Origin of the sequence: Larkinella sp. C7, from assembly GCF_006149005.1 — a bacterium.
Lineage (GTDB): Bacteria > Bacteroidota > Bacteroidia > Cytophagales > Spirosomataceae > Larkinella.
Genome location: NZ_VBSL01000001.1, coordinates 19951 through 45695, shown reverse-complemented (window position 1 = coordinate 45695; position 25745 = coordinate 19951). Strand labels below are relative to the sequence as shown.

General features: G+C 52.9%; 18 protein-coding genes. 4 read left to right on the top strand and 14 right to left on the bottom strand.

Features of this window, described 5'->3' with window-relative positions; translation table 11 throughout:
* Positions 1-668: 668 nt before the first annotated feature.
* The 8 genes from FH871_RS00180 to FH871_RS00145 all read right to left on the bottom strand — a co-directional run bounded on the left by FH871_RS00180 (position 669) and on the right by FH871_RS00145 (position 10858).
* Positions 669-1877 (bottom strand): hypothetical protein, encoded by a 1209-nt coding sequence (locus tag FH871_RS00180; RefSeq protein WP_138989336.1) that lies wholly within the window; start codon positions 1875-1877, stop codon positions 669-671.
* A gap of 88 nt (positions 1878-1965) precedes the next feature.
* Positions 1966-3261 (bottom strand): PAS domain-containing sensor histidine kinase, encoded by a 1296-nt coding sequence (locus tag FH871_RS00175; protein WP_138989335.1) that lies wholly within the window; start codon positions 3259-3261, stop codon positions 1966-1968.
* 91 nt (positions 3262-3352) lie between these two features.
* Positions 3353-4735 (bottom strand): sigma-54 dependent transcriptional regulator, encoded by a 1383-nt coding sequence (locus tag FH871_RS00170; protein ID WP_138989334.1) that lies wholly within the window; start codon positions 4733-4735, stop codon positions 3353-3355.
* A 110-nt stretch (positions 4736-4845) separates the two neighbouring features.
* Positions 4846-6000 carry an ABC transporter permease gene (locus FH871_RS00165; protein WP_138989333.1) on the bottom strand — a complete coding sequence of 385 codons (1155 nt, stop codon included), beginning with the start codon at positions 5998-6000 and terminating at the stop codon, positions 4846-4848.
* A 93-nt stretch (positions 6001-6093) separates the two neighbouring features.
* Entirely contained in the window at positions 6094-7338 is a 1245-nt protein-coding gene (locus FH871_RS00160) for an ABC transporter permease (RefSeq protein ID WP_138989332.1), read from the bottom strand.
* A 104-nt stretch (positions 7339-7442) separates the two neighbouring features.
* Complete coding sequence (locus tag FH871_RS00155; protein WP_138989331.1) at positions 7443-8105, bottom strand: ABC transporter ATP-binding protein; 663 nt, start codon at positions 8103-8105, stop codon at positions 7443-7445.
* 1 nt (position 8106) lies between these two features.
* Positions 8107-9609 carry a TolC family protein gene (locus tag FH871_RS00150; protein ID WP_138989330.1) on the bottom strand — a complete coding sequence of 501 codons (1503 nt, stop codon included), beginning with the start codon at positions 9607-9609 and terminating at the stop codon, positions 8107-8109.
* Positions 9599-10858 (bottom strand): efflux RND transporter periplasmic adaptor subunit, encoded by a 1260-nt coding sequence (locus FH871_RS00145; RefSeq protein ID WP_138989329.1) that lies wholly within the window; start codon positions 10856-10858, stop codon positions 9599-9601. Before FH871_RS00145 ends, FH871_RS00150 begins: the two co-directional genes overlap by 11 nt.
* Positions 10859-11100: 242 nt before the next feature.
* Between FH871_RS00145 and FH871_RS00140 the strand changes: the two genes are divergently transcribed.
* Positions 11101-12549 carry a hypothetical protein gene (locus FH871_RS00140; RefSeq protein ID WP_138989328.1) on the top strand — a complete coding sequence of 483 codons (1449 nt, stop codon included), beginning with the start codon at positions 11101-11103 and terminating at the stop codon, positions 12547-12549.
* A gap of 25 nt (positions 12550-12574) precedes the next feature.
* Positions 12575-13186 (top strand): hypothetical protein, encoded by a 612-nt coding sequence (locus tag FH871_RS00135; protein WP_138989327.1) that lies wholly within the window; start codon positions 12575-12577, stop codon positions 13184-13186.
* Positions 13187-13252: 66 nt separating this feature from the next.
* Here the strand turns inward: FH871_RS00135 and FH871_RS00130 are convergent, their stop codons facing one another.
* Together FH871_RS00130 and FH871_RS00125 are read right to left on the bottom strand one after the other, a co-directional pair.
* Complete coding sequence (locus FH871_RS00130) at positions 13253-15259, bottom strand: S9 family peptidase (RefSeq protein WP_138989326.1); 2007 nt, start codon at positions 15257-15259, stop codon at positions 13253-13255.
* 187 nt (positions 15260-15446) lie between these two features.
* Positions 15447-16088: a cysteine hydrolase gene (locus FH871_RS00125; RefSeq protein ID WP_138989325.1), complete on the bottom strand. Its 642-nt coding sequence runs from the start codon at positions 16086-16088 to the stop codon at positions 15447-15449.
* 182 nt (positions 16089-16270) lie between these two features.
* Here FH871_RS00125 and FH871_RS00120 point away from each other — a divergent pair, with 182 nt between their 5' ends.
* Positions 16271-17473, top strand: a complete 1203-nt coding sequence (locus FH871_RS00120; protein WP_138989324.1) for an NAD(P)/FAD-dependent oxidoreductase — start codon at positions 16271-16273, stop codon at positions 17471-17473.
* Between the two features lie 115 nt (positions 17474-17588).
* Here the strand turns inward: FH871_RS00120 and FH871_RS00115 are convergent, their stop codons facing one another.
* Positions 17589-18863 carry a serine hydrolase gene (locus FH871_RS00115; RefSeq protein ID WP_138989323.1) on the bottom strand — a complete coding sequence of 425 codons (1275 nt, stop codon included), beginning with the start codon at positions 18861-18863 and terminating at the stop codon, positions 17589-17591.
* A 97-nt stretch (positions 18864-18960) separates the two neighbouring features.
* Positions 18961-19881 carry an aspartate carbamoyltransferase catalytic subunit gene (locus FH871_RS00110; protein WP_124876694.1) on the bottom strand — a complete coding sequence of 307 codons (921 nt, stop codon included), beginning with the start codon at positions 19879-19881 and terminating at the stop codon, positions 18961-18963.
* A gap of 152 nt (positions 19882-20033) precedes the next feature.
* On the opposite strand from FH871_RS00110, the gene FH871_RS00105 reads away from it, so the two are divergent.
* Positions 20034-20516, top strand: a complete 483-nt coding sequence (locus FH871_RS00105) for a hypothetical protein (protein WP_138989322.1) — start codon at positions 20034-20036, stop codon at positions 20514-20516.
* 60 nt (positions 20517-20576) lie between these two features.
* On the opposite strand, the gene FH871_RS00100 is transcribed toward FH871_RS00105, so the two are convergent.
* Together FH871_RS00100 and FH871_RS00095 are read right to left on the bottom strand one after the other, a co-directional pair.
* Positions 20577-21884: an aminotransferase class V-fold PLP-dependent enzyme gene (locus FH871_RS00100; RefSeq protein WP_138989321.1), complete on the bottom strand. Its 1308-nt coding sequence runs from the start codon at positions 21882-21884 to the stop codon at positions 20577-20579.
* 150 nt (positions 21885-22034) lie between these two features.
* A complete protein-coding gene (locus tag FH871_RS00095; protein ID WP_138989320.1) occupies positions 22035-25535 on the bottom strand; it encodes a PVC-type heme-binding CxxCH protein in 3501 nt (1166 codons plus the stop codon).
* Between the last annotated feature and the right edge of the window lie 210 nt (positions 25536-25745).

Below are 25745 nucleotides of genomic sequence, written 5' to 3'. Positions count from 1 at the left end.
TTTAGATTGATTAACTATTCTTATTTGGACTGATTATAAATTATTGCAAAGGTACAAGTTCAAATGAGCAATGCTACGGTTCGGGATTTTTTTTGAAAAAAAATAGCAACGGGCTGTCATGTAGCCCGTGTTGGAAACCTCAAAAAGAAACCCGGCCAAAAAGCCGGGTTGTGTATTCCCACGGTTGGTTTTTCAAGGAGCAGTCGATCCTGGTCATTTATCGGTCATCCCCTCGGGATTTTAGACTCCGGGATTCATTTAGACTCCGATTTGAACCGGGGGGCTATAAGATGATCCATCCCTATGGGATTGCCCAATCCAAAAATCCCGTAGGGATGGGATGGATTAAAGTGTAGGTTCGATCGATCCCGTCGAAACGGTTTCATCAAATCCAACCAATCCCGTAGGGATGGACCATTTTGTAGCAGAGGGTTCTACCCCGTCGGAACGGTTTTATCAAATATAACCAATCCCGTAGGGATGGAGCATTTTGTAGCAGAGGGTTTTAACCCGCCGAAACGGTTTTATCAAATATAACCAATCCCGTAGGGATGGACCATTTTGTAGCGGAGGGTTTTAACCCGCCGAAGAGGCATCACCAAATCCAACCAATCCCGTAGGGATGGATCATTTTGTAATCCCCCGATTTGAACCTGCTGTGGTTAGAATTAGTCTTCTCCTCTTTTATCCTGCTGAGCGCCAATCACCACAATCCGGTACGGTTTACCCGGAACGGAAATCGCCGGTTTGGACGAAAAGTTACTGCGCAGGACCGGGATGATTTGATTTTTGACCGGATCGGTTACGTATACATACCGCTTCGTGATGCTGAAATCCGGTTTCACTTTGGCATCAGCCGCAATGGCGTCTACGACTTTTAAATCGCGCAGTGCCGAACCGGAAGCGCTGAAACCCTTCAGCGTACCGTCGGTTAGCATCGCAAAAACATCCCCATCATTCGAAACTTTAAAGGTGTGAAGCTGATCGGTTTTGAGGATCGGGGTCAGTGTGTTGGTGACGAGATCGATTCGATACACGCCCAAGGCGGCTCCGAAACCATAGAAAGTCTTCGAGCTTTGGTCATAGACGATGGAGCCCAGCCAGCCGGTTCCAAAATCGGACGGATACTTGATCAATTGCTGACTACCATCTTTATTGACAGCCAGAATCCCACTGGTGGTACCGAAAAGGGCCACATCGCCATTGCCCGCATCGCCGTGAATGCTGGTGACGGCAATCGTCGATTCTTTGATGACAACCCCATTTTCGTCAACGATTTTCACGCCCTGAGGCAACGTCCCGGCAACTGAATGGTCCTTTTTGGTCACGGCAAATGTGCCATTGCTGAAGGGAACCACCGCGCCGTGGTGCGGCACATCCACTTTAATCACTTTGGCTTTGGCCCCCGCCGTGTGCAGTTCATCCTCCGTCGTCAGCGACAGAGAACCTTCGCCGTCATTGAAAACGACAATGCGGTTTCCCCAGACATAAACGTGCGTGGGCAAACTGGCTTCGAGCGTCAGAGCTGCCCATTTGGGCGTTCCTTTCACGTCGGCATGGTCACCGTGGTCGACAATACCGCTGTCAAAAAACCGGACGTGGTTGTTCGCCCGATTGACTACCGCCGAAAACCGGCCACTGGCGGTTGGGTAAAGGGCGTTGGAGCCAAACGGGGCCGAAAATTTTTCGGTGGTTTGTCTCGCGGGATTGACCAGCGTCAGGTCACCAGTTTCGGCATCGCTGACCAGCAGGCGCGTAAAAGCCGCTTCGTTGTCGGTGGGTTGTACGTTTTTTGAATCGTCGGTGTGACAGGCCGACAGGCTGGCTGCGAGTAAACCCATCATCCAGAACCGGGAAAGTAGCGTTGTTTTTTTCATCGGAGCTTTTATTGATGCAACAATGTTGCAAAAATAGAAACTGTGCAATGATATGCAACTAGGTTGCATTAATAAAAACAAAAACCGCTTACTTCCTGAACAGAATGGTGAATTCCGTCCAGCCATCCGGATTGGTTTTGAGGGAAAAAGGAAAACCGTGGTTGAGCAGAATGTCGCGGGTGAGGGTAAGACCGATGCCCTGGCCGTCGGGTTTGGTGCTGAAAAAGGGGTTGAACAGGTTGGTTTCCAGATCCGGGCTGATCGGGACGCCATTATCACGGATCATCAGGTGTTCAGTGGTGACCAGAATCTCGACTGTTTGTCCGGCAACACAGGCTTCAATGGCATTCTTAATGACATTCACCAAGACCTGTTCCAGTTGGACGACATCCACCGGAACCCGTACGGCATCGGGCGGCAGCTCATGGTGGAGCACAACCCCGCGCGCAGCCGCCTGTGGGTGCATCAATCGGCTTACATTGCGCACCATGTCGTTCAGGTCAGTGAGGTTTTTATGGGGCTGTGGCAGCCGGACGACGTCGGCAAACCGGCGCATGAAAAGGTTCAGGCGGTCGTTGCGTTCAATAGCAATTTGGAGCGCGTGGCTAACATCCTCCTGGTCAGGGGTATCCATGTAGGTTTTGGTGACGTTCAGAATGGAGTTGATGGCACCGATGGAGTTGTTTACTTCGTGGGCCATCATCCGAATCACCTTGCTGTAGGCTTTTTTCTCGGACTCCAGAATCTCGCTCGTCAGTTCCTCAATCAACATGAAATCGCGCCGAAACCCCCGGTCCATGAAGTGGGAGCGCTGAATCCGGTAGGTTTCAATCCCGGTTCCTTTCAGGGTTCGGGTTTCGCTGTCGTCCGATGGCAGCAATTGGTTCAGCAACGGGTGGTCTATTTCTGATAAATGCCGTCCGGTCAACTGGTTCGCAGGGCGTTGCAGCAAGGCCGTTGCCTTCGGGTTGGCCGACGAAATCCGCCGGTCGAAATCGAAAATCAGCGTGGCGATGGGGGAGGCTTCGATGAGCTTTTCCAGAAAAAACTGCTGTTCCATTTGTTTGGTGCGTTCCTCACGGAGCTGGTCGATCATGAGGTTGTAGACGTCGATCAGCCCATCCACTTCGCGGTTGCCGGTGGGCACAAACTTGATCGTAAAATCCTTGTCCTTAATCGCTTCAATACCCGCTGAAATAAATTGTGACGGTTGCCCGAAAGCCCGGTAAATCTGGATGGCTGCCAGCACCGAAGCCAGCACCAGCACCTCCGAAACGATGAACAGCAGCTTGTTTTCCTGAAGCCATTTAAAAATGAGGAAAATCAGAGCCGCGTGGATCGCGATGATGTAGAGCAGGTATTTGATCCGAAGGGAAAGTTTCATGAATCCAAGATAAACGATAGGAACGCGGATTGAACGGATTGAAACGGATTTTCACGGATTGAAAAAGGTTTATTTATCCGTGAAAATCCGTTCAATCCGCGTTCCCATCAAACGGGATTCCGTATTTTTCCAGCCGCCGATACAGCGCAAACCGCGTAATGCCGAGCGCCCGCGCCACTTTCGAAACCCGGTTGTTGTAGAAATCCATTGCCCGGCGAATCATCTGGAATTCCAGTTCGTCCAGCGTGATGGTGCCGATTTCGGGTAACCGCACCGATTCTTGCCGGATGGTCGAAAGCGGAACGTGCTTCTGAAAGTCGCTGATTTCCAGTTCGTCTTTGGTGGATAACAAAACCGTGCGTTCCACGATGTTTTTCAACTGGCGGATGTTGCCCGGCAACGCCAGGTTTCGCGCCCATTTCAGCGCCGACGGATTGATGGTCAGCCGGGGCCGCTCGTAGATGGTTTTCAGGTTGTTGACAAAATACGTCACCAGCGGGGGAATGTCGTCGGGCCGTTCGCGCAGGGCCGGAAGTTTGACGGTGATGAGGTTGATGCGGTAAAACAAATCCTCACGAAACGTGCCTTTGGCAACCATCTCTTCCAGATTCCGGTTGGTGGCGCAGATGACGCGCACATCGACCGACTTGCTGCGGCTGCTGCCCAGCGGTTCGAAGGTGCGGTCCTGCAATACCCGCAGCAATTTGACCTGGCTCGACAGATCGAGATCGCCGATTTCGTCCAGAAAAATGCTGCCTTTGTTGGCGAGCTCAAACCGCCCAACGCGGTCGGATTTGGCGTCGGTGAAAGCCCCGCGCAGGTGGCCGAACAGTTCACTTTCAAATAAAGTCGATGAAATACCCCCCAGATTGACCTTCACGAACGGTTTGCTCCGGCGTCGGCTGTTCTGGTGAATGGCTTCGGCAATGAGTTCCTTGCCCGTTCCACTTTCACCCGTAATCAAAACCGGCGCGTCGGTGGGCGACACGCGACCGATCGTTTCCAGAATGTCGAGTAACTTGACGTCTTCCCCAACGATGTGTTCAAACTGATACTGCTGATCGAGTCTCTGGCGGCTGGGCGACAGCGGCTGGGCCGGTTTGGGCTGGGCTAGATTTAAAATCGTGCGGATGGATTGCAGCACATAGTCATTTTGCCACGGTTTGGTGATGAAGTCTTTCGCCCCGGCTTTCATGCCCTGCACGGCCAGATCGATGGTTCCCCAGCCCGTAATCAGAATCACCGGAACCGTTGGATGGCCCATCCGAATCACATTCAGGAGTTTCAGACCTTCTGCGCCGGAGGTTTCGATGGAAAAATTCATGTCCAGCAACACCAGTTCCGGCGTTTCGGCGTCGAGGGCTTCCAGGGCCTGTGCGGGATTCTCAGCGGTTTTCACGGTGAACCCATCCCTCCGCAGCAGGAGCGAAAGGGAGGTCTGAACCGCAATATCGTCGTCGATAATTAAGAGCATGTTAAAAGTTATTTCGCAGAGTTAAGCAGAGAAAATCAGAGTTTAGCAGAGTTTGCATCGAAAAACTTTTTTTCTCTGCTTTTCTGTGCTTAACTCCGCGAAACAAATACTTATTCTTCATGCAACGCCACCGCCGGTTGAATCCGTGCGGCCAGGCGACTGGGGAAGATGGCGCAGAGTGTGACAATCCCGTAAATGACCACGACCGATATGGCAATGGCAGTCAGGTATATACCGGCATGAATATCGAAGACGTTCATCAATGGGAATTGCATCGCAAACAATAGTCCAATCAAGAGCGCAAACGTCGCCAGTACCAGGATTTCGCTGATGAATTGTTGCGAAATACCGTTTCCGGTGGCCCCCAGGGCCCGGCGCAAACCGATTTCGCCCCGGCGTTTGGCAATGCTCAGATTCAGAACGCCGAACAACCCGAGGGCGACGTTGATCAGCAGGAAACCCGACACGATCAGGAAGATAATAACCGGCACGAGGGTCAGGTTATGCGTGGTTTTTCGCGAATCCGTCAGGTGGTCGACTTCGACGCTCCAGCCAGCTACCATCGTCGTAATCGCTTTCACCATTTTAGCTTCAAAAACCGCATCGGTCCCCGGTTTTACTCGAATCATCAGCAAATCGTTCCAGGGTGATTTCGCATCCACCAGTTCAAACAACGCCGGTTTGTCCACCATAAATTCGCCCTTCGACTTAAACGTATTGACAACACCGGTTACTTTGAATCGTTCGCTAATGATTTTCCCCAGCGGTTTTTCGTCGCCGAACAATTCCTCCTTCAATTTTCGATTGATAACAACCGGCGAGTATTTGCCGACACTATCCGCACTTCGGTACCAGCGCCCTTCAACAACGGGAATCACCATTGTTTTGGCATAATTTTCATCGGTTACATAAAAATCTGCTAATACATGCTTTTTATTATAATCGATGCCATTGTTCCTCGAACTCTGTGAAAACGGAAAATTGTTGCTCATTCGGGACGCTGATTCAACTTCGGGGTACGCCTTGACTCGTTGCAAAACCATCTCGATTTTTTGGGCGAGTTCGGTGGTATCTTCATTGCTTTTCAGGCTGATGGCCCAGGCATTCTGATATTCAAATCCCAGCGGTTCGCGGTAATTCCGGACGTTGTACACAATCAGCGAAGTCAGTCCGAAGAGGACCAGAAACGAAGCCCAAATCTCCACCAGCAGCAGCGAGTGAGCTTTCTTCTTGTTCCAGATTAATTTAAAAAGATGTCGGATCATAAGATTATTGAGTGAATAAGTGATTGGGCGATTGAGTGAATGAGCGAATGAGCGGTGTTCCTTCACTCAATCGCTCCTTCACTCAATCACTCATTATGATTTCAACGCTTCCGCGATTTTGAGTTTTGACATGCGCAGGGCGGGCAGGACGCCGGACAGGAGCCCGAAGACGAGACAGACCAACAGGCTGACCAGGAATACGTTCAGATTGATGGTCAGGTCGGCGTAGGCAATGATGCCGCTGCTGTTGATGAGTTGTATGACAATCAGGGTTAGAACGAGAGCGATGCCGCCACCGATCAGCGTGATGAAAATGTTTTCGATGATAAACTGCCACATGAGGGTTCGGACGGGGGCACCAAACGCTTTCCGGATGCCGATTTCCGAGGCCCGTTCCATGATCCGGCTGACGTTCACGTTCACCAGATTGATGGCCGGAAGTCCAATCAACATGAGCATGATAAAGGCAATGATACCGAAAAAGACGGTTTTCAGTCCTTTGTTGCCGTTGAGGGTGCCGACGAAATTTTCCACATACGGCTCGCTTTTCACTTCCACATACGCATATTTATACCCATCCTCAACGCCCGGCAACGGGATTCGGGCGATGTGGCTCTGAAATTCATCCCGAACGGTTTTGAGATCGGACGTCTTTTTCGCCAGCAGAATCGCCACGTAACCGCCCCGCATGCCGGTTCGCTGGTAATTACTTTTAGGCGTGGTGTACGGATAATACACGTCGGCGTAGGTAAACGGCCGGGTCACCGGGCTGCCTTTCACCACCCCAATGACGCGGTAGTGAAGGTTCTCAATTTCAACGTCTTTGCCAATTACGGATGCTTCAGTACTGCCAAAATAGTGCTTTTTGAAGTCGTCCGTAATGACGACGACCTGATCGCTGTTGGCAATATTTTGCTCGTTGTAGGGCTTGCCTTCCAGAAAGTCAAACTCGGTCACTTCCCAGAAATCCGCGTCGGTATACTTGGTGTTCAGCTTGATTTTCTGCGAACCCACGTAGGCGTTGGAGCTATTGACAAAGGTACAGATCGTGACCCGTTCGGCGGTTTTCAGCGATTTGGCGTATTCCGTCAAAAACTTGAAGCTCATCGGCCCCGAACTGCTGCCGGTTCGGGTTGAATCCTGGGTTCTCATCTGCATGACGTAAAGCGACCGGTCGCGTTTGGTTTCCGGGTAATGGCTCCCGAACAAATGGTCGAGAAACGAGGTCAGCACCATCAGCACCGTCAGGGTCAGGCTGATGCCGAAAAGCGTAATGAAGGTGTAAAACGGATGCCGCAAGAGGACCTTCCAGGCGATTTTTATGTAGTTGGAGAGCATAAGTTTATAAGAGTTTGATAGGAACACGGATTGGACGGATCGAACAGATAAAAACTGATTTATTTTATCCGTTAAAATCCGTACGATCTGTTAAATCCGTGTTCCTATTGTACCTGAGTCCCGTCGAAAAGGCGGATCAATCGATGCGTGCGTTTGGCCATGTTTTCGTCGTGCGTCACCATGATGATCGTGGCACCTTCGTCGTTCAATCCCTGGAGGATGTTCATGATTTCGTTGCCCATCGCGCTGTCGAGGTTTCCGGTGGGTTCATCGGCCAGGATGATTTCCGGTTTGCCAACAATGGCGCGGGCGATCGCGACGCGCTGTTTCTGGCCGCCCGACAACTGCTTCGGAAAGTGCTTGATGCGGTTGCTCAGGCCCACTTTTTCCAGGGCTTCTTTGGCGTAGGTCTGGCGCGGTTTTCCGTTCGTGGAGCGATACAGCAGCGGGATTTCGACGTTGTCGACCACCGATAAGTCGTTGATCAGGTGGAAGCTCTGGAAAATGAAACCGATCTTCTCGTTGCGCAACCGGGCCAGTTCCTTGTCGCGGTAGGTCGACACCCGCTGACCATCCAGTTCCACGGTACCTTTCGAAGGTTCGTCCAGCAGCCCCATGATGTTGAGCAGCGTCGATTTGCCGCAGCCCGACGGTCCCATGATGGAGACAAATTCACCCTTGCGGATGTTGAGGTTGATGTTGTTGAGCGCCAGCGTCTCGATGCTGCTGGTGCGGTACACTTTTTCGATGTTCGTAAGGTTGATCATGTTAGTATTTGATTTTTTCATTGCGTTCAAAATCGTACAGCGTCAGCAGGCGGATGGTGTAAAAAGCCGTCCAGTAATCCCGCAGGGCCAGAATCGCATCACGCCGGGCGCGGTCTTTTTCCTGCATGGCAATGCCTAAATCCGTGACACTCAAATCACTCAGGATAAAGCGGTTCTGGGCAATCTGGTAGCGTTGCTGGCCAATGTGGTCGGCTTCGGCGGTGAGTTTAACCTGCTGTTGCAGCATTTGTAGTAGGGTGACCTGCGTGTAAATCGCCTGTTCGAACGTCAGCTTGTCCTGCTCCACGGTTTGCGTCACCAACTGCTGTGTGGCTTTGGCGGTTTCGGTTCGGGCCTGGGCGCGTCCCCAGGTCATGATGGGCAGCACAAACTGCACTTCGAGGTATTCCCGATCCTGCGGACGGATGTAAATATCGCCCAGATTAGCGCCCCGGTTCGACAGACCAAAAGCCGCATTCAGCGTAGCATTCAGGCCGTTGTCTTTGCGGGCTTTGTCCACATCGCGCTGCGCTTCCAGGGCTTTTCGCCGGAAGGCGATGGCATCGGAGCGGTTGTTGAAAGCTTCATTCAGGGCTTTTTGGACGTCGATGGTAAGTTCAGTCATGTGGGTCGGCACCACCAGTTCCAGTTTCCGGTCGTCGCGGTAGCCCATGTACGAACGCAGGCTCAGCGAAGCAATTTCGGCATTCTGGCGGGCCGAAGCGAACTCTTTTTTGGCCGTTAGCACGCCCATTTGCAATTGCAGGATGTCATTCTGGGAAATCTTACCCAGTTCCAGTTTGTGTTGGGCAATTTTGTACAGCGTGTCGTTGTTGCTCAGGTTTTTTTCGGCAATCTGCAAATTGACCTGCGCCACCAGCAAATCGAAATAATAGCCCGTGGCCGAAACCGTCACTTTCTCCATCGACTCGATGAAAAACTGGTTGCTTTCTTCAAATTTTAACGGCTCAATTTTGCGATCCCACTTCATTTGGTTGAATTGAAACAGCGGCTGCCGCAGCCCGACCGCAAACGGAATGCCGTTGTAAAGCCGGTTATTTCGCTCGAAATCGTCAAACCGCTGAATCTGTTTCTGCACGAAAACCGACCCGCCGGTTGGCGCAATGTTTTGGCTCAGCGAGAGATTCAAAACCGAATTGTTGTTGGAAATCGGCTGGAAGCTAATCGTTCCGTCGGGCTGCGTTACCTGGATAAAGGACCGTTCGAAGTTCGGCAGCGAACCGTCGAGGCTCAGTTGTGGTTTGAAACCCGCCTGAAACGTTCGGTATTGCCAGTAGCTGGTCTGCTTCTGCGTAGCGGCCTGTTTCGCCGAAATCGACTGCGACTTCGCCATCTGCACCACCTCGTCAAGCGTCAGCAACTGGGGCTGAGCCTGTAGGGTATGTCCCAGCAAAAGCAGCACAAGAAGACCAAGACTAATCAGAAGAGCCGTCTTTTTTTCGGTAATCAGCGGCTTGTTCGGGGTCGCGTGTTCAGTTTGCATGGTTGTCGATGGTGATTTCCTGCAAATGTTCGAACTCGCTCAAATCGGTGATGATAACGTTCTCGCCCGGCTGAATGCCGCTTTTGATCTCCACGTAATCGAAGTTGGACAAACCGACCTGCACCTCCCGGCGTTGGGCGATTCCCTGGTTATTCAGGATGTAAACGAACTGGTTTTTCTTGCCTTTGAACGCCGGTCCGTTGGCCACCCGAACGGCTTTGGCGGTTTGGCTGGTTACCACGAAGACTTCCACTTTCATGTTGGGTCGCAGCGACGCGTGGTGGTTATCGTTCAGTTGCACCACAAACTGGATGACGCCGTTTTTCACCGACGGTTTTACCTGCGTAATGAGGCCGCGCAAATTGGTTTCGTTGACCTTGACGATGACCGGCAAACCGGTTTTCACCTGATCGGCGTAGACATCGGAGCAGGAACCTTCAATCCGAAAACTGCCCAGATCGGCCAGTTTCGCCAGAATTTCGCCTTCGTTGACCGCTGAGCCGATGTTTTCGTTCACCCAGGTCAGCACGCCGGGGCGGTCGGCGATGATGTTGGCCTGATTCAGTTTCCGGTCCAGTTCGCTCAGGTTTTTTTCCTCGATCTGCGCCTGCAAGGTGGTTTCTTTCAGGCTGGCACCCATCGACTGGCGGTTGTAGGAAAGGTCGTTTTCCAGTTTTTTCTTTTCCAGTTCGGCAATGCGAAGGTTGTTTTCGGCGCGGGTGACGTCTTCCTGGGTTTGTCCCCCGACTTTCAGCAGGCGTCGGGCATCTTCCAGCTCGGCTTTCAGCCGGTTGATGTTGAGGGATTTGATCTGGTCGTCGGCTTCGGCATCGAAGAGGTTTTTGTTAAGCTTCATCCGCAATTGCTCGATGCTGTTGCGTTTGAGCGCCAACTGATCTTTCATCTTTTCGAACTCGATGAGGGTCAGCGATTTGTCCAGATCCAGAATGGCCTGACCCGGTTTAATCTGCGTACCGGGGGTCAGCAGGACGCGCCGGATGCTGGCGCGAATGGGGCTGGTGATGATTTGTTCGTAAGCCGGAATGACTTCGCCCGTGGCGCTCAGCGAATTCTCGACCGGGCCAATCTCCGCCGTCGCTGTCCGGATGCGCGAGGCTTCGACGGATGTTTTTAAAACACGCCGGAAGAAGTAAATCGCGATTCCGGCAACGACCAGCACGACAAAGACGATGAGGTAATTTTTGGTCCGGCTTTGCCTGACGATTTCGGGGGCTAATTCTCTGTCCATTTGTTGTCTTCCTGTTGACAGAGATTATCCAAACGATGTGCCAGTTGATAAATGGTTGATAGTTAACTATTTATCGTCTTTTTTGCTATCTAAAAGTGTGCGATTTCGCACGGGGTGTGCGGGTTTGAACGGGGGTACTACTGCAATCTAAACGGTTTTATTTAGATATATTCATAAATTACATCGATTCGGTATCCGATTGGGTCTGTAAGCTGTATCTACAACCTAAACTCCTGTCGTTTATGCCTTACTCATTTTACTTTCAGGCGGTTTTGCTTTTTTTGGGGATTACCCTAATCACCTGCAAACGCGATTCCGACAAAGCAACTCCGGAACCGTCGACAAACCCGCGCATCCTCCGTATGCGGCTGGAAGGAATCCCGGATAACAACGTTCGGATCGATCAGGAAAAGCATGAAATCACGATTACGCTGCCTGATAACTATACGATTCGGCGGCCCCAGGTGGTGTTTACGTTGACGCCCAACAGCCGGGTTTTGTCAAAAATCGGCGAAAGTTACGAGGCCGCCCTGATCAATTTTGATTTCGGAAATTTGCGGGCAAATACACCGCTTGTTGGCGTAGCTGCTGAAAGTTCGGCTCAACAACTTCCAGCGAATGAGGTGGTTGAATACAAAATCAAGATTGTTCAGCCCGGAAAGCTGGCGATTCGTTTGATTCCTGAGGCTGGTTTCAATACGTATACCATTGGCGACCGCGACGGTTTTATCCTGGTCGGCGAAAACTTTTACGACGGCAGTGACAACACAGCCCAACTCATTCTGACCCGAAAGGGCGGCTCGGAAGGCGACCGGTTTATAATTTCCAGCAGCGAACGGGAGCAGTATATTGTGGATGCGGGCGTAACCAACACGCAATATCCGGTGCAAATCCGGGTGCGTTTACCGGATAAAATAGCCTTGCTACCCGGCGAATATACCCTGGAACTGAAAAAGGCCAACGACCGTTCGGCGGTGTCGCCCGATCTGTTAGTGGTTAAAAAAGGACTGATCACGTTGGGCACTTTCCCCAATTACATTATTCCGCAGTGTTCCCTGAATGGAAATGAAGTGACGATAGAAGGGCTGAATCTGTTTGAAGACAGTAAGCTGGAAGTGGAACTGAAACACCTCGACGGTACGATTCTTCGCCGGAAACCGCTGCGCTTTAACCGTTCAGGAACGGCCCTGATCTTCGCGCCGGGTGCCGATGCAAAACCGGGTCATTACATGATGCGCGTTTTGGAAAATGGGCAGGCCGCGTCGACCTGTTACCGCTTGGCTGTGACCAAAACCGACGACCAGCCTTACATTACGAACTTCGGAAATTCCAACAGCAAGACATACCTTCCCAGTAATGATTTTTGCAACCCTGAAAACCCGTTGTACATCATCCGAAATGCGGCCGATGGCGGGCGCTTTCAACTCTTTTTACAAACGGCTCCGATGTCGGGGGGCAATGTTCTGACGAGTTTGAAACTGGTTTCGGTTGGTCAGTCTCGGCAAGTTGTCGAAATCCCGTTTCAGGTTGAGGTCTACAACCGGGCGGTTTTAGATCATTTTACGGCATATTTTCAGTTTCCGACGTCCGTACCAGCGGGCCAATACCGGATGAGTGTGGTCGTGACGGACAAAAGCACCGACCGGACTTCCGAAAGCGAGCCGTTCGAGCGAGTGATTGAAGTTCGATAGTTTTTAAATCCTATCCATAACCCATATGAACAAGAATGTATTCGTTTGCCTGTTTTTGATAGCCATTCTCGCTGATCAGGCTCATAGCCAGTCAGTTTCGAAAAATATTCTTCGCGTTGGCATCGGTACCCACTGGCCCTATACGGGAGAAGGATCTGGTATGAAAGGCGGGATTGCCTTTTCGGGTGAGTATCTGCGGGAGCTGAAAAAACACTTTTTCTTAAGTGGCAATGTGCAGTATTTAACTCGTCACGAAGGATTTAAAAACAAGATTTACGAGAATCGTTCAGAGAATGTAGTTGTGCCCAGCTTTTTGAAAAATAAGCGGGTGCAGCATGAATCGATTGTCGCGGGTTTTGTGAGTGCCGTATGGGCACCCCTGGATGATTCACGAAGTCTCTTTCTGATCGGAGCCGGTGTCGGGGTTCGCTATAAAATGTACACGCAGTTTTGGACCTACAGCAATCCGGATGGATATATGATCGAAAGTCGGCGTCGGATAAGTCCGGCTGGCAACTTTCTGATTAGCTACGATTATAAACTAAACCGACACCTGAATCTCGGCATCCGGCAAAATTTCATCATCGACGGCGATTTTATGCCGCTGCTGACGGTTGGCGTTGGTGCCCGGTTTTGAGCTAAAAACTTATGCCCCGTATTCATGGGGCATAAGTTTTTAGAAAGCATACACCATCAACCGCTGTCAGGGTTTCTTATCCGCCAACTGCACGGTTTTCACATCCACCGTGATCTCTTTCAACCGGTTGGCCACGTTCTCCGGCATGGACTCCTGAAACCGGCCGCCCAGGTGTTTGGCCAGAAATTTCTCCGCCAGGGCCAGCATCGCCATGTTGTTGACGGGTCGCGCAAAACCGTGGCCTTCGTCGGGCGCACAGAGGTATTCGACCGGGAAACCGCGGTCGCGGAGGGCCACCACAATCTGGTCGGACTCGGCTTTGTTGACGCGCGGGTCGTTGGCGCCCTGCACCACCAGCAGGGGCGATTTGATTTTGTCGGCCGAAAACAGGGGCGATTGTTTCATCAACTGCGCTTTGCCTTCGGGCGTGTTGGGGTCGCCCATGCGTTCGTAGAAGGTTTTCCGAACCGACTCCCAGTAGGGCGGAATCGAGTTTAGCAACGTGATGATGTTGGACGGCGCAACAATGGCAACACCTGCCGCGTAGACGTCGGGTGTGAAGGCCAGACCCGCCAGCGTGGCATAACCGCCGTAGGAACCGCCCATGATGCCGACGCGCTTCGGATCGGCAATGCCCTGATCGATCAGGTATTTGACACCCCAGGTGATGTCGTCCTGCATTTTTTCGCCCCACTGCTTGTTGCCCGCGTTCAGAAACTGCTTGCCGTAGCCGGTTGACGACCGGAAATTCATGGACAAAACCGCATAGCCTCGATTCGCCAGAAACTGGTGGTAGGCATTATACCCCCAGGCATCACGCGCCCACGGTCCGCCGTGGGGAACAATCACCACCGGCAAATTCTTGTGGTCGCGGCCTTTGGGCAAGGTCAGAAACGCGGGGATTTCCATGCCGTCGGAAGACTTGTACCGGATGACTTCCATACGCGCCAGGTCGTTGATCGGCAGTTTGGGGCGGGGGCGGTATTGGAACGTCAGTTCTTTGGTTTTGCGGTCGAACAGAAACGTGGCGCCGGGGTCGGTGTCGCTCGTGGCCGACAGCAGCCAGTATTGCTCATCGTCGGTGGCCGAACCGAACAGAACATCGACGCCCGGAAGCTCCCGCAGAATGAACTGAAAGTCTTTTTCAAACAGTTTGTCTTTCCAGTACCGGCGCAGCCGGTCGTCGGTGTAGGTCGTAAAAATGGGTTCCCGGGTTACTTCCGAAATAAGAATGCTTCCGAAATCCACCTTTTTCATCGGATCGGATTCGACAGACTGCTCCTTGAGCGAAACCGGGTTGAGCAGAATGAGTTTCTGAAGGTCCGACTTGTCTTTGTTGGTGACCAGATAAACCCGCTGGTTATCCTTGTGAAAACCAATGGGATAGCTGGTTTCGTAAATCGTCGTGGAGTAAATTTTGGTCATACCGGCCTCATCGACCCGCAGGATGTCGGAACTGCCGTCGGCTGCGGTGCTGGTGGCCAGCCGCAGTTTGTCGTCCCAGTCGAAAATCCAGCCGGTAACGCGGTCGGTATTCTTGCGAACGAGCGTTTTTTCACCGGTAGTCAGGTTCAGTTTGTAAAGATCGTGCCAGGCTTTGTCGCGGTCGTTCAAACCAATGTAGAGGGTGTTGGGGTCGGTTTTGGGAACGCGGTAAATAGCCGCCCGCACCCCGTTGACATCGGTCAGGTTCCGGGCCGCCGGTACGGTGCTGGCTTTCAGACCCTCGGCGGGGCTGACCGCGTAGATGTTGAAATTCTCATTTCCGCCCTTGTCCTGCACGTAAAGCACATACTTGCCGTCCCGCGACCAGAAGTAGTTGGCGATGGGCCGGGTCGTGTCGGCCGTCACCGGTTTGGCCGCGGTGAACGGATCGTCGCGTTTTTTGACCCAGATGTTGCGGGTTCCTTTATACGGTTTGATGAACGACATGTAGGCCCCATCGGGCGAAAGCTGCGCGCCGATGATGTCGGGATCGCCAAAAATCAGTTGCCGGTCGATGAGCGCCGGAACCTGGGCTATTGCCGCCGTAGCCAGCCAAAACGTAAAAAACAGCACGGACACCTTCTTCATAACAATGGTTGGTCAAGGATGGGCGGGTAAGTTAATGAAAAAAGCAGTTGAAATCGAGGGCCGTGCCTTGGTGTGATCGTTGAAAAGAGAGAAATTTAAATGGTAAACGCTAAATGTAAAAGTATCCAGGTGCTGTTCACTTTTACATTTAGCGTTCATCATTTACCATTTAAAATTCTTTTCATTTTTACGCCGAGTATCCGCGTCCTTCAATTTCCGTCACCTTTTCGCCCGATAGTTCGTCTATAAACTGGTCGTGGGACATCGGTTTGGAGAACATGGGGAAGTTTTTGGCGCAGGCAAATGTCTGTTCTTCTTCACTCAGGGTGGCCGTACAGTCGGTTAAGGTGATGACTTCAAAGCCTTTTTCATAACCGGAGCGCATGGTCGATTCCACGCAGCAATTCGTCAGAAAACCGCCCAGTGCAATGGTTTCGATGCCTTTGCTGCGGAGAATAAAATCCAGGTTGGTGCTGGCGAATGCATCGAGGCCACGTTTGCCTTCCAGGACGATCTCGCCCGGTTCCGGCTTCACATCATCGACAATCTCGACGCCCCAACTGCCTTTCCGAAACGACTGGCTATCGACCACGCCTTTCAGAATGCCGTACGGATGAGCCGTAATCTCGTAATAGCCTTCGTGAAAACTGATTGGCGAATGGATGATTGTAACCCCGGCTTCCCGGGCTTTCGTCAGAACGTCTTTCGTATTCTCCAGCATGTTGGTGGAGTCCATCACGCCTTTGACGGCGTCGTGCAGGCTGCCTCCCGGTGAGGTAAAATCGTTTTGGTACTCGATCAGGACCAGGGCGGTTTTGGATGCATTCATGGCTTGTGGGTGTTGTTAAATGGTGAACGTTAAAGCTAGACAATTCGGGTGGTATAGAAAAGCAACGCGCCCGGTCGGTTGGAATTGTTCGCTCGTCGGCCAAAAATGGCGGTTCGCGAAAATCGGCAGGCATAGGTGGGCGGGCTGTTCTACTTTTGGATCATTCAATCAGCAGAACGACCATGACGACTCCCCAGAAAGCCCTCATCATCGGTTGCGGCATTGCCGGCCCGGTGGTAGCCCTTTTTTTACAGCAGGCAGGCATTGACGCCGAAATCTACGAATCGAAACCAGAAAGCCTGGACGAAGCAGGTGCGTTTCTGAACCTGGCCCCCAACGGCGTCAACGTCCTGAAAGCGCTGGACATCGATCACCTGCTGGAAAAAGACGGTTTTCATTCGGTGGGAATGGATTTCTTCAACAGCGACGGCAGGCAGTTGGCTCAACTGGAAAGCTGCGATGAAGAAGAACGGTTTGGGAGCCGCAACATCATGATCAAACGGGGACAATTGCACCAGATCCTGCGCGACGAAGCCCTTCGGCGGAACATTCCGGTTCGGTTTGGTAAGAAGCTTCGCGGGATTCAACTCAACGGTTTTCAGGGCGTAACGGCCCGGTTTGAAGACGGCTCGCAAGCCGAGGGGAATTTTCTGATCGGGTGTGACGGAATCCACTCCCAAACCCGCCAACTGCTTTTTCCGAATGCCCCCAAACCGACCTATACCGGGGTTGTCGATTGTGGCGGTTTTGCCCAATGCCCGCCCGGTTTGTCGACCTCCGGGGCCATGCAGATGATCTTCGGAAAAAAAGCCTTTTTTGGGTACATCGCCAAACCGGACGGCGAGGTCTACTGGTTCAGCAACGTGGCCTGGCCTAACGAACCGAAGCGGAACGAACTGAACGCCCTGTCCAGCGAAGCCTGGCGGCAGCAGTTGCTCCGCAACCACGGCAACGACCCGGCCCCGGTTCCGGAGATTATTCAGTCGACCCCCGGCGACATCGGCAAATGGCCGGTCTACGACCTGCCGTCGCTGCCGGCCTGGCACAAGGGGCCGGTTTGTCTGGTGGGGGATGCCGCCCATGCAACCTCACCCCATTCGGGACAGGGCGCGTCGCTGGCCCTGGAAGATGCCGCCGTGCTGGCCCAGTGCCTGCGCGATTCGCTGAAGGTGGAACACGCTTTTTCGAAGTTCGAGAGCCTGCGCCGGGAGCGGGTTGAGAAGATTGTTCGCCAAGCCCGGCGGACGGGCAACGGAAAAGTGGTGACGAATCCCATTGCCGTCTGGTTCCGTGACCTGGTGCTGCCGTTTTTCATCAAACAGGGCGCCAAAGCCTCGGAAGCCGTGCTGTCATATAAAGTTGAGTGGGAGAAGGAAGTAGTTTGAGGGTTTCGAATGATAAATGTAAAATGATAAATATCGAATGTAAAAGTAAAGAGCATTGTACCGATCAATTTTACATTTGATATTTATCATTTTACATTTATTATTCCTGAACGAGTCACTCCAGCGCCTGATACACCGCAATTTTAAATTTTCGTCGGAATTCGGTGGAGTGGGCGTAGGGCTGCACATTGGTGAAAACCAGCAGGATCAGGTTTTCTTTCGGATCGATGGTGTATTCGGAACAATACATGCCGCCCCAGCCAAACGTGCCCGGACTGGTTTCGTTGCCATAGCTGCTTTCTGGCGTAACGAGCTGGAAACCAAGCCCGAATTTGTCGTTGTAGGCACTGGTTTTGGCATCGCCAATCTGGTTGCGCAGCATCATCTCAACGGTTTTTCGCCCCAGAATTCGTTTGTTGTTAAAGCTGCCGCCGTTGAGCATCATCTGGCAGAATTTGGCGTAATCTTCCACCGTGCTGACCAGCCCGGCACCCCCCGAAAAATACGTTTTGGCACCTTCCACGGCAAACGAGCGGTAGGCGTTGTTTTCATGTAGGGTCAGCGGTTTTTCGGGGCTGGCTTTGGAATAGAGTTCCACCAGCCGACTGGCTTTGTTGGCCGGGAGATAAAAATAGGTGTCGTTCATGCCGACCGGTTCCAGCACCCGTTCGCGCAGGGCCACATCCAGCGGTTTTCCGGCCAGGATTTCGATCAGTCGGCCAATGATGTCGGTATTCAATCCATATACGAAGGCTTCACCGGGGTCTTTGGTAAGCGGGCGGGCGGCAATCCGGTTGACGACATCTTCGAGTTTATCCGGCTGGATCGAGTTGTAAAACGGCACTTTAAATTCCGGGCGCTGGTCGAGCGGGTGGTCATAGGGAATCCCGGCGTTGTGGCTCAGCAACTGGCGAATGGTCACTTCGCTTTTCGCCGGACGGGTTTCGTAAGTGCCTTTTTCTTTATCGACGCTCACCAGCACGCGCGGATTTTTGAAGGCCGGAATGTATTTGGAAATGGGATCATCGAGCAGGAATTTTTCTTCTTCAAATAAAGTCATTAGCGCAACCGTCACCACGGCTTTCGACTGGGAAGCAATGCGGTACAGATCGTCGCGTTTGAGCGGGGTTTTCTTCTCCACATTGCTGTAACCGAACGCTTTGTAATGGACGATCTTGCCATTCCGGGCGACGAACGTGACGGCATTGGGGGCGATTCCTTTGTCGATGAAACTTTGCAGGTAGTCATCCAAACGTTTGAGCCGGTCGGCGGAGAACCCGGCATCGGCGGGGGATTTGGCGGTGGTGAAGGTTTGGGTGGGTTGGGCAAGAAGTGAGCAACTGAATGCGCAAAGAATCAGTCCGCAAGTGAAGCGTAAAAATGTTTTCATTGATTGACGATGGGTTTAGGAATACACGTACCCACGGACTTTAGTCCGTGTTTACCTTTTACTATCAGTGAGCTCATGGACTAAAGTCCGTGGGTGCTTACATCTGCGCCAGCAGATACAAAACCGCCATCCGAACCGCTACGCCATTCTCCACCTGATCCAGAATAATCGAATGATGCGAATCAGCCGCGTCGGAGGTCAGTTCGACGCCCCGATTGATGGGGCCGGGGTGCATCAACACAATTGGGCGGTCGAGTTCGTCCAGCATCTTTTTGGAAATCCCATAATAGAGCGAATATTCCCGCAGCGAAGGGAAATACTTGATCTGTTGCCGCTCCAGTTGAATCCGCAGCACGTTGGCGACGTCGCACCAGTTGAGGGCTTCCCGAACGTCGTGGCTTACCTTGACACCCAGTTCGTTGATGTACTTGGGAATCAGTGTCGTAGGGCCGCAAACCATCACCTCCGCACCTTGCTTTTGCAGACAGAAAATATTGGACAAGGCCACACGGGAGTGCAGAATATCGCCGATGATGGCGACGCGTTTGCCCGCGACATCACCCAGTTTGTCCTGAATGGAAAACGAGTCGAGCAGGGCCTGCGTCGGGTGTTCATGGGTGCCGTCGCCCGCGTTGACCACGTTGGCTTTGATGCGGTCCGACAGGTAATGTGGGGCACCGGGGCTGCTGTGGCGCATGACGATCATATCGACCTTCATGGCCAGAATGTTGTTGACGGTATCCAGCAACGTCTCACCCTTTTTGACCGAACTGCCTGAGGCCGAAAAATTGACCACATCGGCCGATAACCGTTTTTCAGCCAGCTCGAACGACAGCCGGGTGCGGGTCGAATTTTCGAAAAAAACGTTGGCAATCGTGATATCGCGCAGCGACGGCACTTTTTTGATGGGTCGGTTGATGACGTCTTTGAACTCGCGAGCCGTTCCTAAAATGAGTTGAATGTCGTTCTCGGTCAGGTTCTTAATGCCCAGCAGGTGTCGGACGCTGAGTTGTTGCATGGCGCGAATGAGGAGGAAAAGTTTGGCAAAGATAGCTTTTGCATCGCCGGTTTTCAAATCCAATGCCGACTTAATCGGTCTGATAACCTTTTCACTTTTCCGGGATAAGCAAGTGACAAACGCATCATCACCTTCTCATCGTCTTCGGAACCATGATCCGGCAACTGACTTATCATCCCGTTTTTCCACAGCATGGCGTTGCGACCCGGCAACAACTCCTCCGGCTTGCACTGAGCCTTACGCTGGGTTTCACGACTTTGTTTTTTACGAACACGACCGTGGTGTATTATCGAAATTTTTACCAAATCCGGGAAAACGGGCAATCGATGGCCGTGATCGTTCAGCGGACCGAGCGAACCGTGGTGGGGAAAGGCACGCAAAAAAGCCGGGCGAAAACGTATCGCTACCAGGCGGTTTTTCAATTCCGGAATCAGGAGCGGAGGATGCCGGTTTCGAAAAACTTGTATGAGAATTTGAAGTCGGGTGATCCGGTTCTGGTGCTGTACGGCAAAAAGCAGGACGGTTTTTTGCCGGCCAATGATCCGGCTGACCATCGCCAGTTGATCACGCCCCTGATTTTTTTGGCGGTTTTGATCGGTCTGACAGGAAAACAAACGAGGCTATGGCGGGGATAGCATTGAATAGTTTAATGAAGTCCATTGAGTAAGCGTGATGGAGCATCGCCTATCACCCCCTCACGCCTTCTTTTTCTCCGCAGCAATTTCCCCAATCGCCCGCACCAGTTTGTCCAGATCGGTCAGTGTTGTGTAGACGTGGGGTGTCACCCGGACGCAACTGATGTTTTCCCAAACTGTGGGCGAGGTGTTGATTTTGTATTTCGACATGAGCTTGCCTTCCACTTCGCCGGGCGTCATGCCGTCGATGCTTACCCCGCAAATCCCGCACGAAAACTGGGATTTGAGCGAAGTCGACAGCCGGACGCCGGGGAACTTCAGCACTTTTTCGGCCCAGTAGTTTTTCAGATACCGCACCCGTTCTTCCTTGCGTTTGTTGCCAATGGCGTTGTGAAAATTGATGGCTTCGCCAATGCCCTGTTCGATCGGGAAACTGCGGGTGCCAAGCGTCTCAAATTTGCGGATGTCGTCGCTTTTTGGTTGGCTGTTGCACAACAGCGGCCATATTTTGGCAATTTTCTCCTTTTTAATCCACAGCATCCCACTGCCGACGGGGGCCGACAAAAACTTGTGCAGGCTCGTTCCGAAGTAATCGCAACCCAGTTCCGACACCTTGAAATCCAGCAAACCAAACGAGTGCGCACCATCCACGACCACCTCAATGCCTTGTTTGTGGGCCATGCGACAGATTTTCTGAACCGGCATGATCTGGCCTACCCAGTTGATGACATGCGTGACGTGGATGATTTTGGTTCTGGGCGTAATGGCTTTTTCGTATTCGCGGACAATCTGCTCGTCGTCTTCGATCGGGAAATTGAAACTGAGCTGTTTGTAGACAATGCCCTCGCGTTGCGCCCGTTGCCGCCAGGCCTGAATGATGTTGGGATAGTCCTGCAACGTCCCGATTACCTCGTCGCCTTTTGCCAGATCAAGCCCATAGATAACCGTATTGAGCGCTTCGGTAGCATTGCGGTTGATGGCAATTTCGTCGGGAAGCGTACCCGCCAGCAACGCCAGTTTTTCGCGCACCGGCTCGCGTCCCTGATCCAGAATCCGCCACATGTAATACGACGGTCCCTGGTTTACCATGTGGTTGTAGCGTTCGACGGCCTGTTGCACCACCAGCGGAGACGGCGAAACGCCCCCGTTGTTCAGAATGATGATGCTCGACGATGAGGCCGTGTAGCCCTGCTGAATGGTCGCCCAATAATCCTCGTCGGCCGCAACCTGCAACGGACTGAGGTGCTGAACCCGCTCGTTGGCAACGGCCCAATCCGCAGCATGGACCGTGTTGAACAGGCTATTGAGGGAGAACGCACTGCCGGCTGCAGCCAGCTTTTTGACGAAATTTCGGCGGTTTTGTGACATGGTACTGCAAAGGTGAGAAATTGGATGGATTTCCCGGCTTTCATTTACCAGGAAATAGCCATTCGGCCCGGAAAATGATTCAAACCGTCCCCATCAGCCGGAGCACTTTCGGAAAATACGGTGCCAAAAACGCCGAAATCAGTGGCGGTTTTACTTAACACTCAGCAAATAACCGAGCAACTGATTGAACTGAGCCTGCGGAATGGTCTGGCCAAAATGATCGGGCATCAGCGTATACCGGGACGCCTGACTTTCAGCAATGTCTTTTTTCGGCACAAAAAATTCCTCACCAGCCGCATTGGCGTAGACCACGGATGCGGCTTCTTCCCGGCGAAACAACCCGGTTTTGACGCTGCCGTTTTTCAACTTGATCGTGTACGTTCGGAACGCTTCCGAGATGTTCCGGTTCGGGTCCAGAATTTTGGTGGCCAGCGACTGACTGCCCCAGCTGCCGATGCCGTCCAACTGCGGGCCAATCATCCCGCCCTCCTTGTTGATCTGGTGGCAGGGCGAGCAGTTCTGGATGAAAATCTGCCGTCCGCCGGTGGCCGAAGCGTCCAGGTGCGCCAGCCGGTCTTTGATGAGTGTTTCCCGGGTTTCGTCAATCGGACTTAGGTTCGCAGTTAATTGGGTGAATTCGGCCAGTTGTCTCGGGCTGGCGTTCAGCAACAGCCGGTCTTCCAGACCCGGTTGCCGCAAAATCCGGGTGTACAGAATGCCATTCCGGACTTGTTTCAGAATGAGGTCTTTGCCGTCTGACGTGGTGGCCAGTGCCTTCAGCAGCTCGAGCTGCACATCGCCCGTCGTTTTTTTCAGTCCGTCGGCCAGCACTTTGCCCGTCTGCGACAGCGGAAACTCACCCAGCATACCGGCGATCTCTTTGCGATACGGCTGGGGCGATGAGTCATCGGAGAGGAGGGAAACCGCCTGGGCCGCATACCGCTCGGGAGCCAGCCGGAGCAGAGCCCGCATGCTGGCTACTTTGATAAAATAAGCCGTCGATGGACTCGATAGCAGCTTTTGAATCGTTGGCTCCAGGGACATAATGCCCGATTCGCCGGCGGTTTCGATTGCAAACCGTTGCTGTTCCCCCTGTTCCTTCGGGTTGATGGCCGGAACCTGAAGCGCATTCGTTTTGAAATTCCCCACCCAGATCAGCCCGGAAGCCTGATCGACCAGTTCCAGATACACGCGTTTGCCCTGATAAGCCTGCAAATCCCAGGTGACGGTTTCGGCCTGATAATCATTCGCTTTCAGAAAGGATTTTCGGGCAATGATCTGGGTCGTATCGTCTGCCAGTCGCAACTGCACCCGGTTTTCGGGATCGGTGTTGGTTTTGAGATTGTAGTTCACCGTAGAAAATTCCAGCGACGCAGGAGCCGTAAAAACCGGCGACCGGACAACGCCTTTGAGACCACCCAGATCAAAACCAAACATCCGAATGTCGGGCGACAAAAGGGTGGTGACGGGCGGAATCCGAATCGCCACCGGCAGGTCTTTCAAGTATAAATTCCCTTCCAGCGCGTACGTCCAGTCCGGTGCCGGGGACACGATCAGGCTCTGTGCCAGTGCAATGCCCCATTTCCGGACGGATTCGTCCACGATACCGCCCTGCTGTTTGATGCTTTGCTGAATCACCGTAAACAGCTTGTATTGGCTGCCCGGATCGCCCTGGTATTTCTGGATGATAAACCGCACCAGATCATCGCGTTGGGCAACAGGCAGATAGAGCGCCGTCTGGCGGAGCATCTTCAATTCCGTTTCTTTCGGGAGAGAAACGGTTTTCAGCGTTTTTAACAGAAACTCGCTGGCATACACGGTATTGACCCCGATCAGGGATTCGGTCAGGGCGATTTGATCAGGCTGACTCCAGGCTGTCTGCGTAGCTTGCGTTCCCAACGGTTTTGCCCGCAATAAATCACGGAGAACAAGCCGGGTGGTATAGGCCAGGTGTGTATCGAAAGCCGGTATGTTTTGCTGAAAAGCCACCAGCGTTTTAACGGTTTCCAGCATTGGATACGTGGTCAGGGCTTCCACCGCAGCCCGCTGTACGTGGGGATTTGCGTCGTTCAGGGCGGTTTTTACCAGTTCCTGAAACGGTGATCCGGGCGTCTTCATTTCCCGAACGATGCGCAGCGCGTGCGTCCGGACGAGCGGCTGGGGGTGCCGGAGCGCCCTGAGCAGGGACTCGTCCGGCAATGCGTCCAACTGGTACAGGACCCACAAGCCCTGCGCGTAAGCCGTTTCAGATGTTTTGCGCTGATTCAGAAGTCTTTCGACGGGTTGAATGGCCGATTTGCCGATGCGGTGAATCAGTTGATCGGCCACGGTCATCCGGACAGACAGATTGTCGGCCGATAACCCTTCCAGCAGGTCGTCGAGACCGGCTTTTGTCCAGTCTTTCAGACCGGTTTTATCGAGCTGACCTTTGTAGGTGATGCGCCAGATGCGGCCCAAAACGTGATCGCGGCCGGGGTTGTCGAGCGGCACCTCATAGTGACCAATGATGCGGTTGTAGAAATCTGCCACGTATAACGCGCCGTCCGGCCCCTGAACAATGTCGGCGGGCCGAAACCAGGGGTCGGTGCTCCGCAGAAAATCTTCTTCCATTTTCCCCACCGGCGAGGAGCCTTTGAAGGCATACGAACTGCGGTAAATGCGGCATTTTACGACATCGCCCATGAACAGGCTGTTGCGATACGGTTCGGGAAACGTGGTGCCGCTGCTGAGGGCCAGACCCGACAGGGCGGTGGCTTCCCGTTCGTGCGGTTTCATGATGGGCGCAAAACCGATTCCTTCCGGCAACCGTCCAAAATACGGGTATTCGGCTCCCCGGATCAGTTGGTAAAGGGGAGAAGAGTGGCAATCCGAAGAGTAGAGATAGCCCCAGTCGTCGAAGGTCAGACCAAAGGGATTGACGCGGCCAAACGTCGTTTGTTCCACCCGGCTGCCGTCGGCCCGAAACCGGAAGGTGTTGCCGGAGCCCAGCGTCAGGGAGTCGCCGTCGGTTCCGGCAATTTTCGACAGGTTCGTAAACCCGTGGCAGGCATGAATCCAGCCGTCGAAACCGCGCCGGAAGTGATTAACCATGCCGTGGGTGTCTTTGAAGCCAAACGGCCCCAGCAGCCGACGGCTGGTCTCGATTTGATCGTCCCCGTTGGCATCGGTGAGTTGATACACGTTCGGAATGCTGAACGCCACGGCTCCGTCCTGAACCGGTAAAATACCGATGGGAATGTTGAGCGTATCGCTGACGGGGGTAAAGGTGTCGGCTTTGCCGTCGTGATCCCGGTCTTCCAGGATCGTGAGCCGGTCGTGCCCATTGCCGGGTTGCGCCGGAAACGGATATTCCACCGATTGCGTGACCCACAGGCGTCCTTTGGCATCGAAGGCCAGGTTGATGGGTTTGCCAATTTGCGGCTCGGAAGCAAACAACTCGATCTCAAAACCGGGCGGTAGCGTAAAACAGGCCTGTTCGTCTGCCGGTGAGCGGGCCGCCGTCGAGCGGATGTGTTCGTCAAATGCGTTGCCGCTGTAGGGTTGGGGTTGGGCCGTTGGGGAAGAAACGGTCTTTTTTTGCTGCCAGTACGTCGTACAGCCTGCCACCAGCAGAAAGCTCAGCAGTGAAAATTGGTAAATAGGGGCTCGCATGGGCCTGGCCTGCTACGGTAAAAAGAAAAGGGTTAGGAATGCTCTTGAACCGGCGGTACTTTTCAGCCATTCCTGCGAAGGCAGGGTGAGCGAAAAGGTGCTCCTGAAAAATACCGTCGACTCAGAAGGCGTGTAGCAAATATACGGGCTGCTCAGGCGGCTTTCTTTTCTTTTCTTTCCAATTTATGGTACTATTTTTCAACTTCTGGT

Excerpts from the sequence above, each read along its gene's own strand:
- FH871_RS00115 (WP_138989323.1), bottom strand. The coding sequence starts at position 18,863 with ATGAAAACATTTTTACGCTTCACTTGCGGACTGATTCTTTGCGCATTC.
- FH871_RS00170 (WP_138989334.1), bottom strand. The coding sequence starts at position 4,735 with ATGCTCTTAATTATCGACGACGATATTGCGGTTCAGACCTCCCTTTCG.
- FH871_RS00120 (WP_138989324.1), top strand. The coding sequence starts at position 16,271 with ATGACGACTCCCCAGAAAGCCCTCATCATCGGTTGCGGCATTGCCGGC.
- FH871_RS00165 (WP_138989333.1), bottom strand. The coding sequence starts at position 6,000 with ATGATCCGACATCTTTTTAAATTAATCTGGAACAAGAAGAAAGCTCAC.
- FH871_RS00100 (WP_138989321.1), bottom strand. The coding sequence starts at position 21,884 with ATGTCACAAAACCGCCGAAATTTCGTCAAAAAGCTGGCTGCAGCCGGC.
- FH871_RS00110 (WP_124876694.1), bottom strand. The coding sequence starts at position 19,881 with ATGCAACAACTCAGCGTCCGACACCTGCTGGGCATTAAGAACCTGACC.
- FH871_RS00095 (WP_138989320.1), bottom strand. The coding sequence starts at position 25,535 with ATGCGAGCCCCTATTTACCAATTTTCACTGCTGAGCTTTCTGCTGGTG.
- FH871_RS00150 (WP_138989330.1), bottom strand. The coding sequence starts at position 9,609 with ATGCAAACTGAACACGCGACCCCGAACAAGCCGCTGATTACCGAAAAA.
- FH871_RS00125 (WP_138989325.1), bottom strand. The coding sequence starts at position 16,088 with ATGAATGCATCCAAAACCGCCCTGGTCCTGATCGAGTACCAAAACGAT.
- FH871_RS00140 (WP_138989328.1), top strand. The coding sequence starts at position 11,101 with ATGCCTTACTCATTTTACTTTCAGGCGGTTTTGCTTTTTTTGGGGATT.
- FH871_RS00180 (WP_138989336.1), bottom strand. The coding sequence starts at position 1,877 with ATGAAAAAAACAACGCTACTTTCCCGGTTCTGGATGATGGGTTTACTC.
- FH871_RS00135 (WP_138989327.1), top strand. The coding sequence starts at position 12,575 with ATGAACAAGAATGTATTCGTTTGCCTGTTTTTGATAGCCATTCTCGCT.
- FH871_RS00160 (WP_138989332.1), bottom strand. The coding sequence starts at position 7,338 with ATGCTCTCCAACTACATAAAAATCGCCTGGAAGGTCCTCTTGCGGCAT.
- FH871_RS00145 (WP_138989329.1), bottom strand. The coding sequence starts at position 10,858 with ATGGACAGAGAATTAGCCCCCGAAATCGTCAGGCAAAGCCGGACCAAA.
- FH871_RS00130 (WP_138989326.1), bottom strand. The coding sequence starts at position 15,259 with ATGAAGAAGGTGTCCGTGCTGTTTTTTACGTTTTGGCTGGCTACGGCG.
- FH871_RS00155 (WP_138989331.1), bottom strand. The coding sequence starts at position 8,105 with ATGATCAACCTTACGAACATCGAAAAAGTGTACCGCACCAGCAGCATC.
- FH871_RS00175 (WP_138989335.1), bottom strand. The coding sequence starts at position 3,261 with ATGAAACTTTCCCTTCGGATCAAATACCTGCTCTACATCATCGCGATC.
- FH871_RS00105 (WP_138989322.1), top strand. The coding sequence starts at position 20,034 with ATGATCCGGCAACTGACTTATCATCCCGTTTTTCCACAGCATGGCGTT.